22 protein-coding genes, 1 tRNA gene and 1 pseudogene are annotated in these 21,869 nt (G+C 61.0%); 16 read left to right on the top strand and 8 right to left on the bottom strand.

Annotated elements, in window-relative coordinates; genetic code table 11:
- The first annotated feature begins 60 nt into the window (after positions 1-60).
- The gene (locus tag ACFDTG_RS06370) at positions 61-1,695 is read left to right on the top strand and encodes a CTP synthase (protein ID WP_375290177.1); all 1,635 of its coding nucleotides are present in this window, start codon (positions 61-63) and stop codon (positions 1,693-1,695) included.
- A 317-nt stretch (positions 1,696-2,012) separates the two neighbouring features.
- Here ACFDTG_RS06370 and ACFDTG_RS06365 read toward each other — a convergent pair whose 3' ends face one another.
- Positions 2,013-2,480: an Hsp20 family protein gene (locus ACFDTG_RS06365; RefSeq protein ID WP_375290176.1), complete on the bottom strand. Its 468-nt coding sequence runs from the start codon at positions 2,478-2,480 to the stop codon at positions 2,013-2,015.
- A gap of 173 nt (positions 2,481-2,653) precedes the next feature.
- Here ACFDTG_RS06365 and grxC point away from each other — a divergent pair, with 173 nt between their 5' ends.
- From grxC to ACFDTG_RS06345, 4 genes are all read left to right on the top strand, one after another.
- Positions 2,654-2,917 carry a glutaredoxin 3 gene (grxC, locus tag ACFDTG_RS06360; RefSeq protein WP_375290175.1) on the top strand — a complete coding sequence of 88 codons (264 nt, stop codon included), beginning with the start codon at positions 2,654-2,656 and terminating at the stop codon, positions 2,915-2,917.
- A 1-nt stretch (position 2,918) separates the two neighbouring features.
- Positions 2,919-3,773, top strand: coding sequence for a carbon-nitrogen hydrolase family protein (locus ACFDTG_RS06355; RefSeq protein WP_375290192.1), 855 nt, complete (start codon positions 2,919-2,921; stop codon positions 3,771-3,773).
- A gap of 8 nt (positions 3,774-3,781) precedes the next feature.
- Positions 3,782-4,243, top strand: a complete 462-nt coding sequence (locus tag ACFDTG_RS06350) for a DUF1178 family protein (RefSeq protein ID WP_375290174.1) — start codon at positions 3,782-3,784, stop codon at positions 4,241-4,243.
- Between the two features lie 42 nt (positions 4,244-4,285).
- A tRNA-Arg gene (locus ACFDTG_RS06345) sits at positions 4,286-4,362 on the top strand.
- Here ACFDTG_RS06345 and ACFDTG_RS06340 read toward each other — a convergent pair.
- From ACFDTG_RS06340 to hppD, 5 genes and pseudogenes are all read right to left on the bottom strand, one after another.
- Positions 4,363-5,550, bottom strand: a complete 1,188-nt coding sequence (locus ACFDTG_RS06340) for an MFS transporter (RefSeq protein WP_375290173.1) — start codon at positions 5,548-5,550, stop codon at positions 4,363-4,365.
- A 35-nt stretch (positions 5,551-5,585) separates the two neighbouring features.
- The gene (locus tag ACFDTG_RS06335; RefSeq protein ID WP_375290191.1) at positions 5,586-5,963 is read right to left on the bottom strand and encodes a hypothetical protein; all 378 of its coding nucleotides are present in this window, start codon (positions 5,961-5,963) and stop codon (positions 5,586-5,588) included.
- Between the two features lie 39 nt (positions 5,964-6,002).
- Positions 6,003-6,383: pseudogene (locus ACFDTG_RS06330) on the bottom strand (mechanosensitive ion channel domain-containing protein); the annotation flags it as partial.
- Positions 6,384-6,509: 126 nt separating this feature from the next.
- The gene (locus ACFDTG_RS06325) at positions 6,510-7,073 is read right to left on the bottom strand and encodes a VOC family protein (RefSeq protein WP_375290172.1); all 564 of its coding nucleotides are present in this window, start codon (positions 7,071-7,073) and stop codon (positions 6,510-6,512) included.
- On the bottom strand, positions 7,070-8,182 hold the full coding sequence (hppD, locus tag ACFDTG_RS06320; RefSeq protein WP_375290171.1) for a 4-hydroxyphenylpyruvate dioxygenase: 1,113 nt from the start codon (positions 8,180-8,182) through the stop codon (positions 7,070-7,072). The genes ACFDTG_RS06325 and hppD overlap by 4 nt, the downstream gene beginning before the upstream one ends.
- 184 nt (positions 8,183-8,366) lie before the next feature.
- On the opposite strand from hppD, the gene ACFDTG_RS06315 reads away from it, so the two are divergent.
- From ACFDTG_RS06315 to ACFDTG_RS06280, 8 genes are all read left to right on the top strand, one after another.
- Positions 8,367-8,684, top strand: a complete 318-nt coding sequence (locus ACFDTG_RS06315) for a septum formation initiator family protein (RefSeq protein ID WP_375290170.1) — start codon at positions 8,367-8,369, stop codon at positions 8,682-8,684.
- A 114-nt stretch (positions 8,685-8,798) separates the two neighbouring features.
- Entirely contained in the window at positions 8,799-9,887 is a 1,089-nt protein-coding gene (pdhA, locus tag ACFDTG_RS06310; RefSeq protein ID WP_375290169.1) for a pyruvate dehydrogenase (acetyl-transferring) E1 component subunit alpha, read from the top strand.
- Positions 9,887-11,275, top strand: a complete 1,389-nt coding sequence (locus ACFDTG_RS06305) for a pyruvate dehydrogenase complex E1 component subunit beta (protein ID WP_375290168.1) — start codon at positions 9,887-9,889, stop codon at positions 11,273-11,275. The genes pdhA and ACFDTG_RS06305 overlap by 1 nt, the downstream gene beginning before the upstream one ends.
- 91 nt (positions 11,276-11,366) lie before the next feature.
- On the top strand, positions 11,367-13,322 hold the full coding sequence (locus ACFDTG_RS06300) for a pilus assembly protein TadG-related protein (RefSeq protein WP_375290167.1): 1,956 nt from the start codon (positions 11,367-11,369) through the stop codon (positions 13,320-13,322).
- A 20-nt stretch (positions 13,323-13,342) separates the two neighbouring features.
- Complete coding sequence (locus ACFDTG_RS06295; RefSeq protein ID WP_375290166.1) at positions 13,343-13,918, top strand: TadE/TadG family type IV pilus assembly protein; 576 nt, start codon at positions 13,343-13,345, stop codon at positions 13,916-13,918.
- Positions 13,915-14,592, top strand: a complete 678-nt coding sequence (locus ACFDTG_RS06290) for a TadE/TadG family type IV pilus assembly protein (RefSeq protein ID WP_375290165.1) — start codon at positions 13,915-13,917, stop codon at positions 14,590-14,592. The genes ACFDTG_RS06295 and ACFDTG_RS06290 overlap by 4 nt, the downstream gene beginning before the upstream one ends.
- A gap of 26 nt (positions 14,593-14,618) precedes the next feature.
- Positions 14,619-15,284 (top strand): hypothetical protein, encoded by a 666-nt coding sequence (locus ACFDTG_RS06285; RefSeq protein ID WP_375290164.1) that lies wholly within the window; start codon positions 14,619-14,621, stop codon positions 15,282-15,284.
- Positions 15,285-15,313: 29 nt separating this feature from the next.
- Entirely contained in the window at positions 15,314-15,772 is a 459-nt protein-coding gene (locus ACFDTG_RS06280) for a hypothetical protein (RefSeq protein WP_375290163.1), read from the top strand.
- 7 nt (positions 15,773-15,779) lie between these two features.
- Here the strand turns inward: ACFDTG_RS06280 and ACFDTG_RS06275 are convergent, their stop codons facing one another.
- Positions 15,780-16,748: an NAD(P)H-dependent flavin oxidoreductase gene (locus tag ACFDTG_RS06275; protein ID WP_375290162.1), complete on the bottom strand. Its 969-nt coding sequence runs from the start codon at positions 16,746-16,748 to the stop codon at positions 15,780-15,782.
- A 66-nt stretch (positions 16,749-16,814) separates the two neighbouring features.
- Complete coding sequence (locus ACFDTG_RS06270) at positions 16,815-17,861, bottom strand: amidohydrolase family protein (RefSeq protein ID WP_375290161.1); 1,047 nt, start codon at positions 17,859-17,861, stop codon at positions 16,815-16,817.
- A 119-nt stretch (positions 17,862-17,980) separates the two neighbouring features.
- On the opposite strand from ACFDTG_RS06270, the gene ACFDTG_RS06265 reads away from it, so the two are divergent.
- The 3 genes from ACFDTG_RS06265 (at position 17,981) to prsR (ending at position 21,865) form a co-directional block, all read left to right on the top strand.
- On the top strand, positions 17,981-18,280 hold the full coding sequence (locus ACFDTG_RS06265) for a hypothetical protein (protein WP_375290160.1): 300 nt from the start codon (positions 17,981-17,983) through the stop codon (positions 18,278-18,280).
- A gap of 142 nt (positions 18,281-18,422) precedes the next feature.
- Positions 18,423-20,501: an XrtA/PEP-CTERM system histidine kinase PrsK gene (prsK, locus tag ACFDTG_RS06260; protein WP_375290159.1), complete on the top strand. Its 2,079-nt coding sequence runs from the start codon at positions 18,423-18,425 to the stop codon at positions 20,499-20,501.
- Positions 20,501-21,865, top strand: a complete 1,365-nt coding sequence (prsR, locus tag ACFDTG_RS06255) for a PEP-CTERM-box response regulator transcription factor (protein ID WP_375290158.1) — start codon at positions 20,501-20,503, stop codon at positions 21,863-21,865. Before prsK ends, prsR begins: the two co-directional genes overlap by 1 nt.
- The last annotated feature ends 4 nt before the right edge of the window (positions 21,866-21,869 follow it).

Genomic DNA, 21,869 nt, shown 5'->3' with positions numbered 1-21,869 from the left:
CTGAAAGCGGGCAGTTCCCACTTGCGCCGAATCCCTCACTCTGACTAAGGCTCGCCTCCCATGGCGCGGTATATTTTCATCACCGGCGGCGTGGTCTCCTCGCTCGGCAAAGGTCTCATGGCGGCATCGCTTGGCGCCCTTTTGCAAGCGCGGGGCTACAAGGTCCGCATTCGCAAGTTCGATCCCTATCTGAACGTCGATCCGGGGACCATGAGCCCCTATCAGCACGGCGAGGTCTATGTGACCGATGACGGGGCCGAAACCGACCTCGATCTCGGGCACTACGAACGCTTCACGGGCGTTTCCGCCAAGCAGGCGGATAACGTGACGTCGGGCCGGATTTATCAGGAGATCATCGCGCGCGAACGGCGGGGCGATTATCTCGGCGCGACGGTTCAGGTCATCCCTCACGTCACCGATGCGATCAAGGCATTCGCGCTGGCGGATCAGGACGATCACGATTTCATTCTGTGCGAGTTCGGCGGCACCGTCGGCGATATCGAAGGCCTGCCTTTTATGGAGGCTATCCGGCAGCTGAGAAACGAGCTGGAACCGGAGCAGAGCGTGAGCGTGCACGTGACCCTGGTGCCTTACATAAAGGCGGCGGGCGAACTGAAGACCAAGCCCACGCAGCACTCCGTGCGCGAACTGGCAAGCCTCGGCATTCAGCCGGACATCCTGCTGTGCCGGGCGGAGCATCCCATACCCGACGGCGAGCGGCGAAAGATCGCGCAGTTCTGCAATGTCCGCAAGGAAGCGGTGATCCCGGCGCTTGATGCGTCTTCGATCTACAGCGTACCCTTGCAGTATCACCACGAAGGGCTGGACGCGGAAGTCTTGCGGGCATTCCGCATTGACGATGCCCCCGATCCGGACCTTTCGCGCTGGCACGATGTGGTGGATCGCTTCACCCATCCGGAGGGCGAGGTTACGATCGGCGTGGTCGGTAAATACGTCGGTCTTCCCGATGCCTACAAGAGCCTCAACGAGGCCTTGATTCACGGTGGAATGAAGCACCGGGTCAAGGTTCACGTCAAATGGCTGGACGCGGAGTTGTTCGAGGGGAACGATGCCGATCTGGCGGCCAGGCTTGAACCGATGCACGGCATCCTGGTTCCAGGCGGGTTCGGCGAGCGTGGGAGCGAGGGGAAGATCGCCAGCGTCCGTTTCGCACGCGAGCGCAAGGTTCCGTTCCTGGGTATTTGCCTGGGAATGCAGATGGCCTGCATCGAAGGCGCCCGCACTGCCGGCTTCTCGAACGCATCCTCCACCGAGTTCGGCGAGACCGAAGAGCCGGTCGTGGGCATCATCACGGAGTGGATGAGCGAGGAGGGCCTGCAGACCCGCGAGGCGGAAGGGGATCTCGGCGGAACGATGCGGCTTGGGGCTTATGAAGCCAAGCTCGATGGCAACAGCCGGGTTTCGAGCGTCTACGATGGGGCGACGTCGATTTCGGAACGCCATCGTCATCGTTACGAGGTGAACGGAAAATATATCGAGCCGCTGGAAAAGGACGGCCTGATCTTTTCAGGGATGTCTCCCGACGGGTTATTGCCCGAGATCGTCGAACGGCCAGACCATCCCTGGTTCATAGGGGTGCAGTTTCACCCTGAACTGAAGTCTAAACCGTTCGATCCGCACCCGTTGTTCGCTGGATTCATTGGCGCGGCGCTCGATCAGGCACGACTGGTGTGATTTTTTTCGCTTCGATTGAGTAGCATTAACTACCTAGGTTAATTGGTGAAAATCAATCAAACGAGATCGGCGGAAAAGTCTGATCTGCGCACCTGTTTGTCGATGCGCTTTATCTTATGCTAATAATTTGGCACGGCAGGCCTGAAGGATCTGGCGCGGCGATATCTTCAGCCTAGCGCCTCAGACCAAGAGCTTGCTTCGGCACGGGCTGTCTTTTGCGACCCGGACAGCCGATATCGAGGCAGGGCGGCGTACATACGTCGCGGGGGTGGCGCGCAAGCACCACCCCCTATTGATTTTCAGACTATCGAAGGTTGTCAGGCGGCTTTGGTATCGCCTTCATCCTTCTGCACGATCTCCAGGCCTTGCTTGCCCAGAGCGATCTTCTTGGGCTTCATGGCCTCAGGAACTTCGCGCACCAGATCGATGACCAGCAGACCATCCGCCAGGTCAGCATTGGCCACGCGCACATAGTCGGCCAGTTCGAAGCGACGTTCGAACCCGCGATTGGCGATGCCTACGTGCAGCATTTCGCCATCGCTCTCGTCGTCACGCTTCTTGCCAACGATGGTCAGCAAATTCTGCTGCGCAGTGATATCCAGATCGTCGGACCGAAAACCGGCCACGGCGAGCGTGATGCGATACGAGTCCTCGCAGCGCCGCTCTATGTTGAAAGGGGGGTAGTTTTCGCCGGAATTCCCGCGTGCCTGACTTTCGAGCAGATCGAAAAGACGGTCGAAACCAACGGTGGTGCGGCGATAAGGGGTAAAATCAAGTCGGTTCATTGAAACAAATCCTCCATTGAGCAATTCGTTAAACAAAGGCCCGAATAACCGGCGCCTTCGATACACACCCGGCAGACCGTGTGGTCCTGCCGGATACATTCCAGATAAGTGCGCGCACTTGCCTTTCAAGTGTGCAGCGCACAGGATCGAACGAAGCAATTCAGGAAGCTGCGATGTCCCAGCCCGAAGTCACCATCTACACCAAATTCGGTTGCGGTTTCTGCGCCCGCGCCAAGCGCCTGCTCGATTCGAAGGACGTTCAGTATACCGAGCATGACATTACATTCGGGGGTGAAAAGCGCGATGAAATGCTGTCGCGCGCGCCGGCGGCGCGCACCGTTCCCCAGATCTTCATCGGTGATATGCACGTCGGCGGATCCGACGATCTTGCGGCACTGGAAAGTCAGGGGAAGCTGGATGAAATGCTGACGGCGTGACCTGATGCGGATTGCCGTGCTTCAGATGAATTCGGGCATCGATTCCGATGCGAATTTCGAGGCCATCAGGGACGCCGCTTTCGCTGCCGCGGACGGTGGAGCAGACGTGCTGTTCACACCCGAAATGTCGATGCTCCTCGATCGTGACCGCAAGCGTGCCGCTTCAAAGATCGCGAGCGAAGCAGAGAGTGCTTTCGTCTCGTCACTGGTCGATCTTGCCAAAAATAGCGGCACTCACATCTGTCTGGGTTCCATGGCGGTGGCGACGCCGGACGGGCGCTGGGCCAATCGCTCGATGATCTTTTCGCCGAGCGGCGAAGGCGTGGTCGCGCGTTACGACAAAATGCATATGTTCGACGTGGACCTCGCGAATGGGGAAAGCTGGCGCGAATCGAACGCCTATCGCCCGGGTACCGAGGTCGTTACGCAAGATCTTGCGGTCCAAAGGACGACGGAAACCGGAGAGCAGGACGAGACGATCCGGGTCGGCCTCTCGATATGTTACGATCTTCGCTTTCCCGCGCTTTACGATGCGCTGGGCCGCAAGGGCTGTGATGTAATCGCGATCCCGGCCGCCTTTACCGTGCCGACCGGCGATGCCCACTGGCATGTGCTCTTGCGGGCGCGGGCAATCGAATCGAGCGCATATGTCGTCGCGGCGGCTCAAGTGGGTGAGCATGAGGATGGGCGGCGCACCTATGGCCACAGTCTGGTGGTCGACCCATGGGGGGAAGTCCTGCTCGACATGGGTGACGACAAGCCCGGTCTTGGCTTTGCGGAAATCGATTTGTCGCGCATCTCGGCAGTGCGGAGCCAGGTGCCCAGCCTTGCCAATCGGCGAAAAATCGCCACTTGAGTTGGCCGATGATGGTGTTTCAACTTGCTTGCGACGATGCGCACAGTTTCGAAGGCTGGTTCCGCTCGTCCGACGACTTCGCCCGGCAAATGGCTGAAGGCATGCTTCAATGTCCGGTGTGCGGGAGCCTTTCGATCGAAAAGGCGCCGATGGCCCCTGCGGTAGCTGCCAAGGGCAACCAGGTTAGCGGTGGTACGCGCGTGGATCGCCAGATGTCCAAGGGACTCGTGCCCAAGGAAGTGGCGGAGGCGTTCAAGGCTCTTGCAGCCGCCCAGGCCAAGGCCCTGAGCAAGAGCGAATGGGTGGGCGACCGCTTCGCCGAAGAAGTCCGTTCGATGCATTATGGCGAGAGCGAAGAGAAGCAGGTACACGGCAGCGCGAGCGGCAAGGAAGCTGCGGCCCTGATCGAAGAGGGAATTTCCGTCGCGCCCCTTCTCGTACCCATCGCGCCACCCGACAAACTCAACTGAACATTGTCACGCACGCCGTGCTCGCCTATCGAGCCGCTCGGCGCGCCCGTAGCTCAGCAGGATAGAGCATCAGATTCCTAATCTGGGGGCCACAGGTTCGAATCCTGTCGGGCGCACCATCAGCTTTCTGCCTGTCGAGCCAAGAAGCACAGGCCGGTGAGCACGATGGAGAGAGTGAGCAGAAGCGCGCAGGTTCCGTTCCAACCGAAGCTTTCGTAAGCTGCCGTTCCAGCGACGCTGCCAATTCCGCCGCCCACGAACATTATCACGATGTAAATCGTCGTCAGTCGATTACGCAGTGACGGAGCGAGCGACAGGAAGGTCATTCTTCCGGTAACATCGATCCCCGGTCCGACGAGATTGACGAGCACTAGCGGGACGACGAGGCCTAACAACGATCCGCCCATCAACCAGAAGAGAGCTATCCCGCACAATTGGATCGACGCGAGAATGGACCGCGCCTGTCGCGCGCCGATTCTGTCGGACCAGCGCCCGAGGCGAGGTGTCGAGAATATGCTGACTGCGGCAATCGCGGCGAGATAGCCCACCGTATCCGTGCCATATCCCATGGAAGGGCTGGTGAGGTAAAGGGCGAGGGCAAGCCAAAGGCAGATGAACTGCGCGAAATTCAGTCCCTGGATAATGCCCGACAGCAAAACCTCGCGATGGCGCGCGATCAGGGGAAATAGCGACACCACCAGGGACAGATATGGTTCTGAAGCGCGATCGCGCTCGCCCGATTCCATGACCTTCGGCATTGCCAACGTCACCGCCAGCATCATCGCGGTAGCGATCCAGTAGACCCATCGCCAGCCAGCATATTCGGCCACGACACCTGCACCGACCCGCGCAACCAGAATGCCGAAGATGACCCCAGCAGTCAGCAAGGCGGTGACATGGCCCAGCCGCTCAGGCGCCACCCTCTTCGAAGCGTATGCGGGCAGGATGTAAGGAGCTATAGTGAAGAAGCCCAGAACCGTCGATCCAACGAGAAACCAGACAAAGTCGTTCGCCACGCTCATGCAGAGCAGAGATGCCGTCTGACAGGCAGTGAAGATTATCGTCAGCCGCTTGTTGGAAATCCGGTCCCCCAAAGGCAGCAGGAGCAGGATGCCGAGCGCGAGGGCGATCTGGTTCGCGGCCGGGACCAAACCGATCTGTGCGTGGCTGACTGCGAAATGGTCCGCCACCTCGCCGATTATCGGATGGATGTAATACGCATTGGCCGTGACGACCGCCGCCGCCATCGCCAAGGCATATTCCTGACCGCGAGACAGAGTGTGGACCTTGGCCATCTGCCTCGTCACGTTCCTTCACGTTCGCTCAGCGGGCGCTGACGTGTTCAGTCCGCTGAGCTGTTTGCACCGCCTAGGGGCACGCGCTCCTTGAAGGTATGTGTGATGTAGGGGAAGGGGATTTCGATGCCGGCGTCGTCTAGCGCGCGCTTGATGGAACGAATGACGACATCCTTGGTTTGCCAGCCTTCTTTCGGCTTGGCACCGGACCACCATCGCACGAGGTAGTCGACCGAACTCGAATTGAACTCCCGGGCATACACCTCGACGCCGCGATCGGTTTCTACGGTTTCGGCCCCGCTTACGGCCTTGGTGATAATCTCCGCCGCCCGGTCGAGATCGGTATCGTAAGACACGCCGACCACGATCTCGTGGCGACGCAGCGTCTCGTCGGTCAAGATCTTTACCGGGTTCTTGAAGATCATCGAGTTGGGCACAACAGTGAGTTCGTTGGAAAGCGCGCGCACATGCGTTTCGCGAAGCGTGATGTGCTCAACCTTGCCAATGATACCTTCGCACTCAATGACGTCGCCAATGCGCATCTTTTCGCGCAGCATGATGAGAACGCCAGCCAGGAAATTCTCGAATATGTCCTGAAACGCAAAGCCGATAGCGACCGCCCCGATGCCCAGACCGGCGAGGGCACTGGCAGGCGTGAACCCGGGAAGCACGACAGCCGCGGCAATCAGCAGACCCATAATCCATACACCCAGGCGCGCGAGCGTGCGCACAAGTTGCTTGAGGCTTTCGCGCATTCTGGCGTGATCGACGGCACGCCCGGCGACATTTGCTGCAAAGCGGGCGACGAAAAACGTGATGAAGAGGACGACTAGCGCAATCGCCATACTCGGAAGCGCGGCAACGAATTCCGCACTCATCGATCTGAGCTGCCTGCTCAGCACGCCAATATAATCCACCGTAGACTCCCTTTCGCCACCCAACGATAAAACGCTAGCGGGGGTTCCGAAGCGTCAGGCCTTCGTATGTTCCTGGCGGGCAAGGTCATGCAGCCAATCCGCGTGGCGCGGCGCCTTCTTGGTCTTGCTCCATTCGTCCAGCATCAGCGGCGCGACGCGCTTGAGCTCGGCATATTGCTCGTCCGTGCCGATGTCGGCGGCAAGTTCGACGCGATGCCCATTGGGATCGAAGAAATAAATCGACTTGAAGATACCGTGATGGGTGGGACCCAGCACTTCGACGCCTTCACCCTCGATATGCGCCTTCGCGGCGAGCAATTCCTCTTCCGAACCGACACGAAAGGCGAGGTGCTGCACCCATTTGGGCGTATTCTCGTCGCGGCCCATATCCTGCTGGTTGGGCAGCTCGAAAAACGCCAGGACGTTTCCGTTTCCGGCATCCAGAAAGACATGCATGTACGGATCGTATTCGCCCGTGGAGGGGACATGGTCCTCGGCAAAGGCAGTGGTGTAATCCATCCCGAGCACGCGGCCATACCATTCAACCGTTTCCTTGGCGTCCTTGCACCGGTACGCGGAGTGATGAATTCCGCCCAGCTTGACCGGATGGGCGCTCATTGCGCAGGCTCCGTTTCGGGCTGTTCGACTGACAAAGCGCCACGGCGGATCTGATCGCGCTCCATGCTTTCAAACAGGGCCTTGAAATTGCCTTCGCCGAAACCGTCATCGCCCTTGCGCTGGATGAACTCGAAAAAGACCGGTCCGACCTGCGCTTCGGCAAAAATCTGCAACAGGAGGCGGGGGCTATCCCCCTCAGTGGTGCCATCGAGCAGGATGCCGCGCATCTGCAACTGCTCCGTGTCCTCGCCATGGCCGGGCAGGCGTTCCGGCAACATCTCGTAATAGGTGGCGGGCGGGGCCGTCATGAACGGGACGCCAAGCTCTTTCAGGCGATCCCAGGCGGTGAGAAGATCGTCGGTGATCAAGGCGATGTGCTGGATTCCCTCGCCATTGAACTGCTTGAGGAACTCCTCGATCTGGCCCTTGCCGCCTTCGCCCTCTTCGTTGAGCGGGATGCGGATTTTGCCGTCCGGGGCAGTCAGGGCCTTCGAGGTGAGGCCGGTGTATTCGCCCTTGATGTCGAAGAACCTGATCTCGCGGAAATTGAAGAGCGTCTCGTAGTAGTCGGCCCAATACTTCATCCGGCCGTTATATACGTTGTGAGTGAGGTGATCGATCACGTCGAAGCCGGCGCCTTCGGGATGCCTTTCGACGCCCGGAAGGTACTCGAAATCGATGTCGTAGATCGAAAGCCCTTCGCCGTTTTCATCGGCGTAGCGATCGATCAGATAGACTATGGCGCCGCCGATTCCGCGTATTGCGGGAATGCGTAGTTCCATCGGACCGGTCTCGACAGGCACGGGCTCCGCGCCCCGCTTCAGAAGCTCGTCGTAGGCGCGCCGCGCGTCGCGGACCCTGAAACCCATGCCGCAGGCGGATGGCCCATGTTCGCGGGCGAAAAACCATGCCGCACTGCGCGGCTCGTAGTTGAGGATGAGGTTGATCTGTCCCTGGCGCCAAAGATCGACATCCTTGCTGCGATGCGTTGCCACTTGCGTGAAACCCATCGCCTTGAAGACAGGCTCGACGATGCCCTTTTCAGGGGCGCAGAACTCGACGAATTCGAAGCCGTCGAGCCCGATCGGATTTTCGAAAAGGTCGGTCATGGTCTCTCCTAAAGGATTTAGTTTCAATAGTTACCAACTATGGATTGGGGCTCGCTTCGTCAAGTCAACGGGGTGGCTGCATTTCGGGTTCCGCGACGGTTTCGCGATAAACTGCGCGTAATTCCCGACCCGAAGCGCCGACGCCCCTTGTCTTGTTCGACCAGTTGTGATTCTAGAGATAGTCATGGTTCGCAAACGCCACTCTCTTCGTTTCTCCCTGCCGGAAAGGCGCGCGGATGCGATTGCCCTGGTCGGCCTGCTCGCGCTCGCGGGGCTTGCCATTGCCGGGCCGTCAGGTCTGTTCGCGTGGAGCGAAAACCTTCGTCTGAGCGAGGCGCGTCAGGCGCGGCTCGCCGTTCTCGAAGCGGAGCACGGCGAATTGAAGAACCGCGTCGATCTGCTCGATCCCGAGCATGCCGATCCCGATCTGGCGGGCGAATTGGTTCGCAGCGAGATGGGGCTGGTCCATCCGGACGAGGTTGTCATCCGCATCGACGACTGAGGAAGGTCGCATTATCGTGCGGTCAGTTGTTTTCGCCCCGTTGCACTAGCGTCAATCCTGCGCCTATAGGCCGCGAGAAACAGCCTGCCAGCTACCATCCAAGAGGACATACAATTGGCTCGAGCGCCCAGCAAGAAAGCATCGCCCAAGACCAAGGCGCCGTCTCCGTCAGAGCCCGGCGAGGACTTTGCCCTTCGCAGTTTGCAGGAAGCGCACGAAGAGCAACGACGGTTCGATGCGAGCGTCGACCAGATGCTGCATTTTTACGAGCAGATGCTGTTGATCCGCCGGTTCGAGGAACGCGCCGGCCAGCTTTATGGGCTCGGCCTGATCGGCGGGTTCTGCCACCTCTACATCGGGCAGGAAGCCGTCGCCGTCGGGTTGCAGTCAGCCCTCACCGAGGGGCTGGACAGTGTGATCACCGGTTATCGTGATCATGGGCACATGCTGGCCTATGGTATCGATCCTAAGGTGATTATGGCCGAGCTGACCGGTCGGCAGGCCGGCATATCCAAGGGCAAGGGTGGGTCGATGCACATGTTCTCGACCGAGCATCGCTTCTACGGCGGACACGGCATCGTGGGCGCACAGGTGCCACTGGGCGGCGGGCTGGCCCTCGGGCATCAATACCGCGGAGACGGTGGGCTGTGCCTCGCCTATTTCGGGGACGGTGCCGCCAATCAGGGGCAGGTCTACGAAACCTTCAACATGGCATCGCTGTGGAAGCTCCCCATCGTGTTCGCGATCGAAAACAACCAGTACGCCATGGGTACCGCCGTTGGCCGATCCAGCGCCGAAACGGAATTCTACCGCCGCGGCACCGCCTTCCGCATTCCCGGTATGGACGTGAACGGGATGGATGTCCTCGAGGTGAGGCAGGCCGCTGAAATCGCGTTCGATTACGTTCGCGAAGGCAACGGCCCGGTTCTGCTGGAGCTCAACACCTATCGCTACCGCGGGCATTCGATGTCCGATCCGGCAAAGTACCGCACCCGCGAGGAAGTGCAGGACATCCGCGAGCACAAGGATCCGATCGAAGGGCTCAAGAAGCAACTGATCGAAGCCGGGAAGAGCGAAGAAGAATTGAAGGATATCGACAAGCGCATCCGATCGACCGTCTCTGAAGCGGCCGACTTTGCCGAGAATTCGCCGGAGCCCGATGCGTCCGAGCTCTACACCGACGTACTGGTGGAGAACTACTGATGGCAATCGAACTCAAGATGCCCGCCCTTTCTCCGACGATGGAAGAAGGGACGCTCGCCAAATGGCTGAAGAGCGAGGGGGACGAAATCGTCGCCGGTGACATCATCGCCGAAATCGAGACCGACAAGGCGACGATGGAGTTCGAAGCCGTGGACGAGGGTACGCTCGCCAAGATCCTGATCCCCGAAGGGACGGAAAACGTGAAAGTCGGAGCCGTCATCGCCACGATGGCAGGCGAGGGTGAAGACGTGGACAGCGCTGCCTCCGCACCGCCGCCACCCCCCGCCGAAGAGAAGCAGGACGAGAAGAAGGAAGCCGAAAGCGACGAAGGCGAGCAGAAGGCGGCTAAGCCATCGCGCGATACCCAGTCGATCAAGGATCCTGAGATTCCGAGCGGAACCGCGATGAAGACCGTCACCGTGCGCGAAGCCCTTCGCGATGCGATGGCCGAAGAAATGCGCGCCGACGAGCGGGTTTTCGTGATGGGCGAGGAGGTTGCCCAGTACCAGGGCGCCTACAAGGTCACGCAGGGTCTGCTCGACGAGTTTGGACCCAAGCGGGTGATCGACACGCCGATCACCGAATACGGCTTCGCCGGCATAGGCACGGGGGCTGCCATGGGCGGCTTGCGGCCCATCGTGGAATTCATGACCTTCAATTTCGCCATGCAGGCTATCGATCACATCATCAATTCGGCGGCCAAGACGAATTACATGTCCGGCGGTCAGATGCGCTGCCCAGTGGTGTTCCGTGGCCCGAACGGGGCGGCCAGCCGCGTGGGTGCGCAGCACAGCCAAAACTACGGGCCGTGGTACGCCAGCGTGCCCGGCCTGGTAGTCATCGCGCCTTATGACGCAGCCGATTGCAAGGGCCTGCTAAGAGCTGCGATCCGGAGCGAAGATCCGGTCGTTTTTCTCGAGAACGAACTGGTTTACGGGCGCAGTTTCGACGTGCCCGACATGGATGAATGGGTCCTGCCGATCGGCAAGGCGCGGATCATGCGCGAGGGGGCGGATGTGACCATCGTCGCCTATTCGATTGCAGTCGGGTTTGCATTGCAGGCGGCCGAGGCTCTTGCCGAGGAAGGCATCGAGGCGGAGGTCATTGACCTCAGAACGCTGCGCCCGCTCGACAAGGAAACGATCCTCGCAAGCCTTGCGAAGACAAATCGCCTGGTCATCGCCGAGGAAGGATGGCCTACCTGTTCGATCGCCTCCGAAATTATCGCGATCTGCATGGAAGACGGCTTCGACCATCTCGATGCGCCGGTGCTGCGTGTCGCGAATGAGGACGTTCCGTTGCCATATGCGGCAAATCTGGAAAAGGCTGCCCTGATCGATGCTCCGCGTATCATCAGCGCCGTCAAGAAGGTCTGCTATCGCGATTGATTTGGTTGGCGCGCGTTAACACGGCGCCTTTACGCTTCCTTAGGCGTAACCCGATTATGGGATGGCCCCTATGCATCACGCTAGGGGTCACATGGCGAATTCGGGCATTCGAGCTGCGCTGAGGGCTCTCTTCCGGGAGGCGGCGGGCAACATCCTGCCGATGACGGCGGCGGCCATTTTCGTGCTGGCCGGTCTCATCGGCGGCGGTGTCGACATGTCGCGCGCCTACCTGGTCAAGAACAGGCTCCAGAGCGCGTGCGACGCGGGCGTTCTCGCCGGACGAAAGGCCGTGACGACCGCCGGTTTCGATGCGGCAGCCCGGAACCAGGCGACCACTTTTTTCAACACCAACTTCGATTCCAACGCCATGGGTGTGTCGGGAACGACCTTCGTCCCGGTTTCGAGCGACAGCGGGAATACGATCGACGGCACGGCTTCAACCGTTCTGCCAATGTCGATCATGAAGATCTTCTCGTTCGAGACGATGCCGCTTTCGGTTTCCTGCCAGGGGTCGATGTCGGTCGGCAACAGCGACGTGATGTTCGTTCTCGACACCACCGGATCGATGGCCTCGAACATCAATTCCACCGACACCACCGTCCGCATGGCGGCTCTGCGCAGTTCAATGAAGAGCTTCTACGACACGGTGGCGGCGGCAACGGCGGGGTCGAATGCGCGCGTTCGCTTTGGCTTCGTGCCCTATTCGACAAACGTCAAAGTGGGCGCGCTGATCCGCGCGGTGAATCCGGATTACATTGCCAACACGGTTACGCTTCCGTCCAGGCAGGCGCAGAAATTCTCGCATTATGCCAGCCCCGTCTATGCGTCGGGCACCAGCCCAATCAATCTCGGCTACGGCGATTACTATTATTACGACAGCGTGCGGTACTACAGCAATAGCTCTTGCCAGTCGGCATCTCCAGCGAACACGGACTGGACCGATTACAATTCAGCCACCAGTGGCGACGATACATATATAAATGCGGACGGAGACAGAATACGCGAGGTATGGACATCGCAACCACAGTATCGATTGTATTACACTTGCCTTAAGCAAAGTGGCAGCAAGTACTATATAATTTATCGCTATGAGGTTCGAGACGAGAAAGACTGGGAAACATGGACCGAAGAAGCGATCTACGTCGCCTCAAATGCAGCCGAGGCCACCCGGTTCGGCTATCTGAACCTCACCTACAACGTCACGTCTTTCAAAAACGGTGGCACCTTGACAACTCTCACCGGCTACAACTCGTCCTCGACACCCGCTTACCGCAACCAGAACTGGACTTGGAACGGATGTATCATAGAGCGGGACACCGTCGCATCCGGATCGATCTCCTTCGTGTCGGGCAGTATCTCGCCCAGCGGAATGTACGATGTCGATATCGACTACATTCCCAACAGCGATGCGACCCGCTGGCGCGTGCACATCCCCGGGCTTGCGTATCGCCGCTATACGAATGGCTACCTCAATAGCCTTTCGACCGAAGATTACAGTCAATATGGAAACGGGGTCACTGGTACCTGCGTCAGCAAGGCTGCGCGCGCCCTGGCACCAATGAACGAAAGCGATTTCGACGCTTACGTCGATTCTCTCCCGACCTCCGGCAACACCTATCATGACATCGGCATGATTTGGGGCGCCCGCATGATCTCACAGGACGGCATCTTCGCCGCTACGGTGAATCAGCCTCCGGCAAACGGCAACTCGGTGGCGCGCCACATCGTGTTCATGACTGATGGCGTGATGGATACCAACAACGAGCAGTACAATGCCTGGGGTCTGGAATGGCACGAAAGGCGCGTGACGGACGACGGCGGCACGGACGAAGTCGCCCGGCATACCCAGCGCCTGCTTGCGGCTTGCGCGGCGGCCAAAGCGAAAGGGATCCGGGTTTGGGTCATTGCATTGTCGACCGGCTTGACCACCGACCTGCAGAACTGCGCTTCGACCAACAGTGCGTTCACCGCCAGCGATTCGTCCCAGCTCAACGCCCACTTCCAGGAAATCGCCAAGAACGTCGGCGAACTGAGGATCACGCAGTGAGCCGGGGTGCCGCCCCCGTGATGAGAGCTATCGCATCCGACCAGCGCGGTGCGGCGATCATGGAGTTCGGGCTCGTCGTCTCGGTCTTCATGATGATGATGATGGGCATGTTCGACTTGGGTCAGCGCATGTATCTCCTGTCGGTCCTGCGGGGCGCAGCCGAGGATGCCGCGCGCAAGTCTTCGCTGGGGGGTGCGACGCCCAGCACGCTCGATGCGGAGGTTCTAAGCACGGTTCGCAACGTGGCGCCCGGTGCCACGATCAACACGACCCGCCAGAGCTATTTCGATTTCGCCGACATCGATCGGTCCGAACAATGGAACGACGTGGACTCCAGCGGGGCTTGCGACAACGGGGAGGCCTACGTTGACGAAAACGGCAACGGCCAATGGGATGCCGATATCGGTGTTTCCGGCAACGGCGGCGCGGGTGACGTGGTGCTTTACACTGTCTCGATCACTTACGATCCCCTGTTTCCCATCCCCTTTATCGATAGCAGCGCAGGCTCCCGGACTCTCTCAGCCTCGACGGTGAAGAAGAACCAGCCGTTCGCGTCGCAGACATCGTACGGTTCGGTGGCGAGGTCTTGCACATGAGCGCCTCCTCGCATTTCCGCCCCTCCAGGGTGCGGAGCTGGTGTGCCCGGTTGCGCCAGGATTCGCGCGCTTTCGCGCTTACCGAATTCGCTATCGTGGCGCCCACCTTCGTCACTCTGGGCATGTTCGGCGCCGAAGTCGCTTACATGGCCTCGATCAAGATGCAGATCAGCCAGATCTCGCTCGGCGTGGCCGACAATGCGGCGCGCCTGGGCCAGTCGGACAACAGCGGTGTCGCCCCGACCGTCAACGAGTCGGACGTGACAGCCGTGCTTCGGGGCGCGGTCTATCAGGGGGAATCCATGGGCTTCAACGCCCACGGCCGGATCATCCTAAGCAGCCTGGAATTCAGCGACGCGCACGCCAAGCAGTACATCCACTGGCAGCGCTGTGCCGGCAGCAAGAATGTCGCAAGCCGCTTCGGGAACGATGGCAGCAACAACGGGCTCGGCAGCACGCCGATCACCGGAATGGGCTCGGGATCCACGCCCATCACGGCGTCGTCCGGTTCCGCGGTGATGTTCGTGGAGGTCAGCTACGACTACCAGAAGCTGTTTCCCCTAATCCCGGTCGGACAGAATGCAACCTTTCGGGAAGAGGCCGCCCTGATCATCCGCGACGACCGTAATCTGACGCCGGGGCTGTCCGGAACAAACACCTCGCCTTGCACTTGAGGGGGTATGGCGGATAGATCGCGATAATGCAGCGCGGCCCCGACGTTCCATCGCTCACCGAGCCGCAAACCCCGGCACTGAAGCTCGCGCTGTCCACGGCCAGACCAAGCGACCGAGCGACTTATGCGGCGCTGTTCGCTCTCGACGAGCGCCTGAGCAAGGCAATCGCTGCCACCGGGGAGGTGATGCTCGCGCAGATCCGGCTTGCCTGGTGGCGTGATGAACTGGCGAAAGATCCCGAGACGGCCGCGGCAGATCCCCTGCTGACCGGCCTGCGCAAGTTTTTCGGGAGTGAAGCGGGCAGGCTGGCGGATCTCGTGGACGGGTGGGAGGCCGCGTTGGTCGGCGAGGACGAGCTTGCACGCTGCGAACAATTCGCCGCCGGTCGCGCAAGTGCGTTTGCACTGCTGTCCGAAGTGGTGGGGGAAGAGAGCCAAGCATCGGAAGCCAGCCGCGCCGGCAGACTCTGGGCGATGGCCGATCTGGCAAGCGGCATCGCCGGGGGCGAGCTCGCCGGTGTTGCGCCGGAATTGGCCGGCGCGGATCGCGCGCTTTCGCTCCCGCGCGCCCTTCGTCCGGTCGCCGTCGTGGGTGGGCTGGCGAGACGAGCCCTGCGCCGCCGGGGCGCACCGCTTCTGGGGGATCGCATGAGCCCGCTTGCAGCCCTGCGTCTTGGCTTGCTGGGGCGATAGTCTATCGGGGGCATGATGGAGGGCGCAGGATGAACAGGCTGATTCTTGGAGCATCCGGGGCGCTCGTGTTCGTGGGAATCGGGCTGTTCTGGATACAGGGGCGGGCGCAAGTGGAGCGCGGCGCTCCGCCGCCAGCGCCGGAAGTGGCGACCGCGCAGCCGACAGATATTCCCAGCGCCGATGTCAGCGGATTGAATGGTCCGCCGCCGCCCGAAGCCACCGAACTGACCAAGGAACAGCAGCGTTTCGGTCGCTACGACCGCGATCGCGATGGGCGCATCACGCGCAACGAAATGCTGTCCACCCGCACCAATGCGTTTCGCAAGCTGGACCGAGACGGCAACAACCTGCTCGATTTCGAGGAATGGGCCGTCACCACGGTCGACCGTTTCGAAAGCGCGGATGCGAATGGAAATGATGAACTCGACGCCGCCGAATTCGCCACCACGAAGCCGAAAAAATCGGCCAAGCCCCGATGCCGATGCTGACCTGGCGCTAGCCGAGCGCTTTGGTCAGAGCTTGGCGAGCCTCCAGATACTCCTTTTCGAGGCGCGCTACGGTCGCCTCGACAGGCGCGACTTCGGTGACGGTGCCGATGCCCTGCCCAGATCCCCAGATGTCCTTCCAGGCCTTTGCCTTGGTGTTGCCACCGCTGCCGAAGTTCATTTTGCTGGGATCGCTCACCGGCAAATCGTCGGGATCGAGACCGGAGGCTTCGATGCTGGAGCGCAGATAATTCCCGTGAACGCCGGTGAACAGGTTGGTGTAGACGATTCCGTCGGCGCTGCCCGCAACGATGCCGTCCTTGTAGCCCGGCTCCGCATTGGCTTCCGCGGTCGCGATCCAAGGGCTGCCGATATAGGCGAAGTCCGCCCCCAGCGCCTGAGCCGCGAGAATGGAGCGCCCGTGCGCGATCGATCCCGACAGTGCCACGAGACCGGCGAACCATGCGCGAATTTCCTGCATGAGGGCGAAGGGCGAAAGCGTGCCTGCGTGACCGCCCGCACCGGCCGCCACCGGGATCAGGCCATCGGCACCTTTTTCCACCGCCTTACGGGCGAATGTGTTGTTGATGACGTCGTGCAGCGTGATGCCGCCCCAGCCGCGCACTGCAGAGAATATATCCTCGCGGGCGCCCAGCGAGGTTATCATCAGCGGAACCTGCCATTTGGCGCAGGTCTGCATGTCGGCTTCCAAGCGGTCATTGGTGCGATGCACGATCTGGTTAACCGCGAACGGTGCGGCGGGGCGGTCGGGATGGTCCCGGTTATGCGCCGCCAGCTCTTCCGTAATGCGGTGAAGCCATTCGTCGAGCTCGCTCTGGGGCCGGGCATTGAGCGCCGGGAAACTGCCGACGATACCCGCCTTGCACTGTGCGATTACCAGTTCGGGGCCGGACACGATGAACAGCGGGGACCCGATGACCGGCAGGCGAAGCCGGTCCAGAGGCGCGGGAAGGGGCATCTACAAACTCCGTTGCGGATAAAAATCTATTGACCGGTAGGTCCAGCGGGGAGGCAAGTCCAGACGCTAGGATGGCAGGACGTGTTCGATGCGATAGGTCTTCGCTGCGGTGGCGGAAAAGAGACGGGCTTTTTCCTCGTCGCTCGCCGAGTTGGCGATGCGCTTGAACGCGTTCCACAGCTCTACATAACCGGCGCCCCAGCGATCGACCGGGTAATTGCTTTCGAACATCGCCCGCTCCGTCCCGAAAGCCTCGATGCAGGTCTCGATGTAGGGACGCCACATTTCGGCAAGCGCCTGCGAACCATAGCCTTTGGCGGGACCTTCTTCGGGCATTCCGCAAAAGGCCATCGCCAGGCCGCCCAGCTTTACGGATACATTGGCGCACTCCGCCAACTCGAAAATGTTCGTGCGCCAACGCCCGAAATGTTCGGGCAGTTTGCCGCGGTAGCTGGCGGTGTTAAGAGGGGTTCCGCAGTGGTCCAGCACGATGGACTGACCGGGAAAGGCTCGGGCCAGATCGATGACATCGGGCAGCTGCGGTTCCAGGACCCAGCTGTCGAATGTAAGCCCATACTCGGCATAGGCGGCCATGCCGACGCGAAAGCTGTCGGACGTCATCACGCCTTCGGGGGAATGAAACGGCGGGCCCAGGACCTCTGCGTCCGCATCCCAAGCCGTCGCGTGGCGGATACCGCGGAAGCGCCCGTTACCCGCAGCGACAAGCGCCTCGATGACGGGTTTGACTGCATCCCCCATAGTCAGATCCGCATGGCCGACAATCCCCGCGCAGGGCCGATAATCGCCATAAAGACCGCTGGCGCCCTGAGCGGCCACGCCGTTCACGAACTCGACCTCGCCGACGACCTTCATGTCGTCACCCCGACTGGCATCGTAGAAGGCGCCGCATTCCATGAAGACCGTCGCAACGACATTGTGACCTGATTGGGTATCGGCCTGCAGTGCGTCGAAGGTATAATGTGCCGCGCCCGAAATCGCTTCCAGAAAGGGGTGCCGCGGCTCCGGGAAGGCGGGCAGGATCGGCCGTAAATCCCATAGGTGGTGGTGCGGATCGACGATCGGCAGGTCGGGCTCGAGAATTTGCTCGGGCATGAATGTCTCTCTCCAGTCTTTTGTTCGTTTCGTGTCATGCCGGCGCACTGGTGGCAAGCGAACCCGAGACGGGCAATTGGCGTTGGGGAGCGCAACAGTATCTATGGAAGGGCAATCGCGTGACCGAAGAACGTATTACCGAAACGAGGACGCCTTCCGGCGATACGCACAGGACGCATACGGTTATCACCGATGGCCCCGCGCGCTCTGGCGGTGGAGCCACCTGGATCGTTCCGCTGCTGGTGCTGGCCTTGGCAATCGTGGGAATCTATCTCTTTACGCAGCAGAGCGGCGCGGAAGTGGCAAAGGACAATGCAATCGCCGGTGCGGCCGACAGCGTTTCGGACGCCGCCGACCAGGTGGGCACGGCGGCGCAGAACGCCGGCGACGCTGCGCGCGATGCCGTGGACGGGGAATAACGGTCCCCTCATTGTCTTGAAGCTCGTGTAAAATTTACCGACATTTCATCGTCCGCACCTAAGATGCGGCCATGGGCAGCGAGCACCACCGGCTTACAACCACCAATCGGCGGGTGAAGCGCAATGTCCGGCGTCTGCGCTGATGACCGGAGTTCTTGCCCTTTTCCTGTATGGAGCATGTGCGATCGGTGCAGGCTTTGCCGCCCTCGCGGTCCTTCGCCGAAACGCGCGGGTCCAGGCCGAGCGATATTCTCTGGTGCTGGCCCTCGCAGTCACGGCTGCGTGGGCGGTGGCTGTCGCGGCGCTGGGCGTCAATCATGAAATAGTCTGGTGTGCGGAGGCGCTGCGCAACCTGGCGTGGCTGTTTACCGGCTACCGCATGTTCGCCAACGATGGTCGGCACGAGGCGGTTGCCCAGGTCAGGCCGCTGGTCGCGGCACTTCTCATTGTTGAAAGTCTGCAATTCATTCTTCTCGGATGGCGCGAGGCGGACGGCGTGCTGGCAATAGCGGCCCTGCTGCGCATGATGGTTTCTGCCGGTGCGCTGGTGCTCCTCCACAATCTTTATGGCGGCGCGGCGGACAGCTCACGACGGTTGTTGGCATGGAGCTGCGGCGGGATCGCGGCCTTCTGGGCCTTCGAACTCAATCTCCATACCATCGCCTATCTCACGGGCGGCGCCGCGGAAGAACTCAATCTGCTGCGCGCTCTTTTCGCCATAGGTCTGGTCTTGGCGGTCGGCATTGGCGCCAGCGTGCGCGCGCCCAATCTGGCGTTCCGGCCCTCCCGCGCGCTGACCTTCAGCACGCTGTCCTTAGGGATCGTCGCGATCTACTTCCTCACCATGATCGCGCTCGCCAATGGAGTGGCGCGATTCGCGGGCGATCTGGCCCAGGTCACGCAGGTCGCCTTCCTTCTGGCGGCCGCGGCCCTTTCGCTCCTCTGGCTTCCTTCCGAGCGGCTGAGGAACTTGGCACGCACGGCGGTGCTCAAACACCTTTTCCGGCACCGATACGATTATCGCAGCGTATGGCTGCGTTTCACGCGCACCATATCGGGGGCCGGCCAGTCCACAGGGGGCCTGCACGAGCGAGCAATCCGCTCGCTGGCGAACATGGCCGACAGCCCGTCCGGCCTGCTGCTCACACCGTCGGACGATGGCACTCTGACGCTGGCGTCCCGGTGGCAGTGGGCCACCGCCGAAGTGCCCGCCATCGCCCTGCCGAGGGCACTCGTGCGCCGGATCGAACGCGATCCCACGATCCTCGATCTGGACTGCATGCGGGCCGATCGGGAAACCGCGACGGATCACGTGATCCCCGATTGGCTCTGCGAAGAGAATCGCGCCTGGGCGGCGATCCCGCTTCTCCATGGCGAAAAGCTGGTCGGCGTCGTCATTCTGGCGCGGCCGGAAACGGGGCGTAGTCTCGACTGGGAGGATCACGATCTGCTCGGCATCGCGGGCCAGCAGGTTGCCAGCTATCTGGCGGAGCAGGCGAGCCAGGAAGCGCTGCGTGACGCGGAGCGCTTCGACGAATTCAATCGGCGGATGGCCTTCGTGATGCACGACATCAAGAATCTGTCCAGCCAGTTGGGCCTCCTGTCGCGCAACGCCGCGAAGCACGCCGACAATCCGGCGTTTCGCGACGACATGCTGATTACGCTGCGCAACAGCGCCGACAAACTCGACGCGCTGGTATCCCGCCTCGGCCGTTACAACGCGAGCAAGCCCGAACAGGCGCAACCGGTGGAACTGGTGACGCTGGCTAGGGAGCTGGCCAGGCGATTCGCATCCCGGCGCGAAATCCTCGTCCAGGGCGACAGGACCTGTTCGGTCATGAGCCACCGCGACACGCTCGAACAGGCCCTCGCGCATCTCATCCAGAATGCGGTGGATGCCAGCGATGCCAATGGCACGGTAACGCTTTCGGTCCGCAGTTCCGGTCTTCGCGGCGAGATTTCGGTTATCGACACGGGCGCCGGAATGAGCGCGGAATTCGTGCGATCGGGGCTGTTTCGTCCCTTCGTTTCCACCAAGGGGAACGGCTTCGGTATCGGGGCATGCGAAGCGCGCGAGCTTGTGCTGGCGATGGGCGGCCGTCTCGATGTCGAATCCCGCGAAAAGCTGGGTTCGCGGTTCACCGTAAGTTTTCCTCTCGCAGAGGCACTTCGCCTTCGTGATCGATCCGCCACCGCCGCCCCGAAGGAAGAAGCCGCCTGATGTCCGCGCATAAACCCAAACTGCTCGTGGTCGAGGATGACGACGGTCTGCAGGCCCAGTTGAAATGGGCGTATGAGGATTTCGAAGTCGTGCCAGCCAGAGATCGCGCAAGCGCGCTTGTGGCGCTGCGGTCGGAGATGCCCGATGTCGTGACACTCGACCTCGGTCTGCCGCCCGATCCGGACGGCACCGCCGAAGGGTTCGCAGTTCTCGATGCCATCATGGCGCTCAAGCCCGATACCAAGGTGATCGTGGCCTCGGGGCACGGAGCGAGGGAAAGCGCGCTGGAGGCTATCCAGCGCGGCGCCTACGATTTCTATCAGAAGCCGGTGGATATCGACACGCTCGGCCTGATCGTCAGCCGCGCCTATCGACTGCATCAGATCGAGGCCGAAAATCGCCGTCTGAGCGAAAAGGTGGACGAGGACAAAACCGTGCTCGGCCGCATGATCACGGCCGCGCCGGAAATGATGAAGGTGGCCCGCACGATCGAACGCGTTGCCAATGCCGATGTGTCAGTCATGCTTCTCGGGGCGAGCGGGACCGGCAAGGAACTGCTCGCGCGCGGCGTCCATGAGTCCAGTGCGCGACGGGAAGGAGCCTTTGTAGCAATCAATTGCGCGGCGATCCCTGAAAACCTGCTTGAAAGCGAATTGTTCGGTCATGAGAAAGGGGCCTTTACCGGGGCCGTGAAAACGACCGAGGGCAAGATCGAGATGGCAAACGGCGGCACGCTGTTTTTGGACGAAGTTGGCGATATTCCGCTGCCCCTTCAGGTAAAGCTGCTCCGTTTCCTGCAGGAGCGCACAATCGAGCGCATCGGGGGGAGAAAGGCGATTGCCGTCGACACCCGTATCGTCTGCGCGACGCATCAGAATCTGGAGGCTATGATCGCCGCCGGAACCTTTCGGGAGGATCTGTTCTACAGGCTGGCCGAGATCGTAGTGCGAATTCCGACCCTGTCCGAGCGCGCAGGAGATGCGGTCTTGCTGGCCAAACATTTCCTTGCGCGCTTCGCATCGGAAATGAACCCGCAGGTGAAGGGCTTCGCCCCCGACGCCCTGGCGGCGATCGATAGCTGGAACTGGCCGGGCAATGTTCGCGAGCTGGAGAACCGGGTGAAGCGGGCGGTTATCATGGCCGAAAGCAAGCTCGTCTGCGCCGACGATCTGGACCTGGGAGAGAGCAATGGCGAGACTGAAACGATGCTCAACCTGAAGGCGGCCCGCGAGCAGGCTGACCGCCGCATGATCCGCCAGGCCTTGGCCCGCAGCGAGGGCAACATTTCACAGACCGCCAAGCTGCTGGGTATCAGCCGCCCGACACTCTACGATCTTCTCAAGCAATACGACATGCAGGCCTGACCGT

The organism is Qipengyuania sp., from assembly GCF_042095715.1.
Taxonomy (GTDB): Bacteria; Pseudomonadota; Alphaproteobacteria; order Sphingomonadales; family Sphingomonadaceae; genus Qipengyuania.
Note: the sequence above shows the minus strand (reverse complement) of the source record. Positions and strands in the feature narration are given on the sequence as shown.

What these genes read in the sequence shown, in the direction of transcription:
- ACFDTG_RS06370 (WP_375290177.1), top strand. Translation starts at nt 61, where the DNA reads ATGGCGCGGTATATTTTCATCACCGGCGGCGTGGTCTCCTCGCTCGGC.
- ACFDTG_RS06365 (WP_375290176.1), bottom strand. Translation starts at nt 2,480, where the DNA reads ATGAACCGACTTGATTTTACCCCTTATCGCCGCACCACCGTTGGTTTC.
- grxC (WP_375290175.1), top strand. Translation starts at nt 2,654, where the DNA reads ATGTCCCAGCCCGAAGTCACCATCTACACCAAATTCGGTTGCGGTTTC.
- ACFDTG_RS06350 (WP_375290174.1), top strand. Translation starts at nt 3,782, where the DNA reads ATGATGGTGTTTCAACTTGCTTGCGACGATGCGCACAGTTTCGAAGGC.
- ACFDTG_RS06335 (WP_375290191.1), bottom strand. Translation starts at nt 5,963, where the DNA reads ATGATCTTCAAGAACCCGGTAAAGATCTTGACCGACGAGACGCTGCGT.
- ACFDTG_RS06325 (WP_375290172.1), bottom strand. Translation starts at nt 7,073, where the DNA reads ATGAGCGCCCATCCGGTCAAGCTGGGCGGAATTCATCACTCCGCGTAC.
- hppD (WP_375290171.1), bottom strand. Translation starts at nt 8,182, where the DNA reads ATGACCGACCTTTTCGAAAATCCGATCGGGCTCGACGGCTTCGAATTC.
- ACFDTG_RS06315 (WP_375290170.1), top strand. Translation starts at nt 8,367, where the DNA reads ATGGTTCGCAAACGCCACTCTCTTCGTTTCTCCCTGCCGGAAAGGCGC.
- ACFDTG_RS06305 (WP_375290168.1), top strand. Translation starts at nt 9,887, where the DNA reads ATGGCAATCGAACTCAAGATGCCCGCCCTTTCTCCGACGATGGAAGAA.
- ACFDTG_RS06300 (WP_375290167.1), top strand. Translation starts at nt 11,367, where the DNA reads ATGGCGAATTCGGGCATTCGAGCTGCGCTGAGGGCTCTCTTCCGGGAG.
- ACFDTG_RS06295 (WP_375290166.1), top strand. Translation starts at nt 13,343, where the DNA reads ATGAGAGCTATCGCATCCGACCAGCGCGGTGCGGCGATCATGGAGTTC.
- ACFDTG_RS06290 (WP_375290165.1), top strand. Translation starts at nt 13,915, where the DNA reads ATGAGCGCCTCCTCGCATTTCCGCCCCTCCAGGGTGCGGAGCTGGTGT.
- ACFDTG_RS06285 (WP_375290164.1), top strand. Translation starts at nt 14,619, where the DNA reads ATGCAGCGCGGCCCCGACGTTCCATCGCTCACCGAGCCGCAAACCCCG.
- ACFDTG_RS06280 (WP_375290163.1), top strand. Translation starts at nt 15,314, where the DNA reads ATGAACAGGCTGATTCTTGGAGCATCCGGGGCGCTCGTGTTCGTGGGA.
- ACFDTG_RS06275 (WP_375290162.1), bottom strand. Translation starts at nt 16,748, where the DNA reads ATGCCCCTTCCCGCGCCTCTGGACCGGCTTCGCCTGCCGGTCATCGGG.
- ACFDTG_RS06270 (WP_375290161.1), bottom strand. Translation starts at nt 17,861, where the DNA reads ATGCCCGAGCAAATTCTCGAGCCCGACCTGCCGATCGTCGATCCGCAC.
- prsK (WP_375290159.1), top strand. Translation starts at nt 18,423, where the DNA reads ATGACCGGAGTTCTTGCCCTTTTCCTGTATGGAGCATGTGCGATCGGT.
- prsR (WP_375290158.1), top strand. Translation starts at nt 20,501, where the DNA reads ATGTCCGCGCATAAACCCAAACTGCTCGTGGTCGAGGATGACGACGGT.